This window comes from Nonomuraea sp. SBT364 (assembly GCF_001083785.1).
Classification (GTDB): Bacteria; Actinomycetota; Actinomycetes; order Streptosporangiales; family Streptosporangiaceae; genus Nonomuraea.
In genome coordinates this window covers 1-2,441 of sequence record NZ_LAVL01000327.1, presented here as the reverse complement: position 1 = coordinate 2,441, position 2,441 = coordinate 1, and the positions used below count along the sequence as shown (strand labels likewise).

General features: G+C 74.9%; 2 protein-coding genes. One reads left to right on the top strand and one right to left on the bottom strand.

From position 1 onward, the window contains the following. On the bottom strand, positions 1–939 hold a 939-nt coding region (locus tag ADY59_RS53650; protein ID WP_197094201.1), incomplete at its 3' end, for an alpha/beta hydrolase. 151 nt (positions 940–1,090) lie between these two features. Between ADY59_RS53650 and ADY59_RS47065 the strand changes: the two genes are divergently transcribed. Continuing rightward, positions 1,091–1,750 (top strand): endonuclease V, encoded by a 660-nt coding sequence (locus tag ADY59_RS47065; RefSeq protein ID WP_049577824.1) that lies wholly within the window; start codon positions 1,091–1,093, stop codon positions 1,748–1,750. Positions 1,751–2,441 lie beyond the last annotated feature (691 nt).

Sequence of the window (2,441 nt, the reverse complement as noted above, 5' to 3'; positions counted from 1 at the left end):
GTTCAGGCCGCCCAGGGCGTCGGCGACGGCGCCCTGACCGATCCAGCGCCTGCCGCCTTCCACCAGGTCGAGCACACCGGCGAGCGACACCGCCACCCTGACGCGGGCGCCGTCGGCCACGGCGCGCAGGGCGAGCTGCGCACCGGCGGAGTGCCCGGCGACGGCGACCCGGTCCAGGTCGAGCGGCGCGTCCACACCGGCCAGCGCGTCCATCCCGGCTGCCACGTCGGCCGTGGTGGCGTCCCAGCCGTGCAGATCGGGCCGCCGGTACTCCAGGTTCCACACCGCGAACCCGTTCCCCACGAGGTCCGCGCAGAGCCCTTCCATGAGGTCGGCCCCCCACACCGACCGCCAGTACCCGCCATGCACCAGCACGACCACCGGCAGCCCGGCTGCCGAGCCGGCCGCGGACGCACCGGCCTCCCCACCGGCCGCAAGCGGGCCGTCCTCCCCACCGGCCGGGGACGGGCCGGCGGCTTCCGGGGGCGGGCCGGCCGCCTCGGGCGAGGGCGGGGGAAGGTGCAGCTCGCCCCACTGATCCTGGTGATCGCCGTACGGGATGCGGCGGCGGGGGTGGCGCAGGCGGTGGACGGCATGGCGGATGGCCCAGGACAGGCCGCCGAGCCCGCGCCCGTGGATGTGTGTGGCGCCGTCGCCGACCTCGACGCCGTCGGCGCGCCAGATGTCCAGCCAGACCACCAGGCCGAGCGGCTCCCGCATCAGGCCCCGGATGCCCTCGTCGGCCCCAGGGATGATCACGACCGCCCGTTCGGAGGCGGCGCGGCGCCTGACGGTGCGGGCGCGGACGGCGGCCGCGTCACGGGCGTAGGTGATCACACCGCGGACGCCCAGTGCCGTGAACTCGCCCTCGGCGATCTCCCCCAGCAGAGCCTCGTCCACCGCCGCCCCGGGCCCGATCAGAACCAAGACATCGCTCACGAATCCCGACACTACAGAACTTCCTCCCGTTCGGGCTCTCGTTCGACCTTGTATCGGTATGCGGATCCGGATCCCGCCCATCGGGAAGGCCCGCCTGCCGGGCGACGGGACGTGCGTCGCGGGTTCGTGGAAAGGCCATAGGTTAGGCCGGGTGCGTGTAAAGCAGCTTCACTCGTGGCCCGGCAGTGTCGCCGAGGCGGAGGCGATCCAGGAGCGGCTACGGCTTCACGTCGAGCTGACCGGGCCGGACGTGTTCACGACGGTCGCGGGCCTGGACGTCCACTACCACGGCGACGACGCCCTGTCGGCCGCTGTGGTGGTGCTCGACGCCGGCACGCTGGACGTGGTGGAGCGGGTGGTGGTGCACGGGCGGGCGGCGTTCCCGTACGTGCCCGGGCTGTTCGCATTCCGCGAGCTGCCCGCGCTGGTGGAGGCCCTCGAACGCCTCACCGTCACGCCGGACCTGCTGGTCTGCGACGGGTACGGGCTCGCGCATCCGCGGGGCTTCGGGCTGGCCTGCCACCTGGGCGTCCTCACCGGGCTGCCGTCGCTGGGCGTCGGCAAGACGCCGTTCGTGGGCACGCACGACGCTCCGGCTCCGGCGCGCGGCTCGTGGTCGCCCATCGTCCTCGACGGTACGCCGGTGGGGCGGGCGTTGCGCACCCGGGCCGGCACCAAGCCGGTGTACGTCTCCCAGGGCCATCGAATCACCCTCGACACGGTCACCGAACAGGTCCTGCGCCTGTCCCCCCGCTTCCGCCTCCCGGAGCCCGTCCGCCAGGCCGACCACCTGGCCCGTCACGGCACCTGACCCACCCCACAACCACAGCCCCCGCCACACAGCGCGCCGCCCCAGCAGCCGCGCACCACGAGGAACCGAGCCCACAAGGAAGCCTGGCCCTCAGGGGGGCTCACCGGAGGAGCGGAGCCTCCAGCCCTGGGGCAGGCTCCCGAAGGCGGCGGGCCCTGAGCGGGCGGCCCTCCGAGCGGGCGCGGGCTTGGTCCCGGACGGGACGGGACTTCTCGGGGCGGAGACTCCCGGCCCGAGGGGGCCAGGCTCACAGAGGAGACAGGCTCCCCCGAAAGGCGGGCCCCAACGGGCCCCCCGAGCGGACGCGTACTCCGGCCCCGGAGGAAGCCGCCCCTGGAAGGGCCTCCCCAAGCGGACGCGGACTCCGGTCCCGGAGGAAGCCGCCCCTGGAGGGGCCTCTCCAAGCGGGCGCGGGCTCCGGTCCCGGAGGGCGGGGGCTTCCCCGGGAGGCGGAGGCTCCAGCCCCGACGGGGCCATCCCTGGAGGGGGCTCACCGGGCGCGGACTCCGGTCCCGGTAGGGCGGGCTCCCCAGATGCGGACTCCGGTCCCGGTGGGGGTGTGGTACCCCAGAGGAGGCACGGACTCCGGTTCCGGAGGGGGAGGGCACCCCAGAGGAGGCGCGGGCTCCAGTCCCGGAGGGGACAGTTCCCCGGGGGTGGGGCTCCGGTTTCGGAGGGGCCACTCATGGAG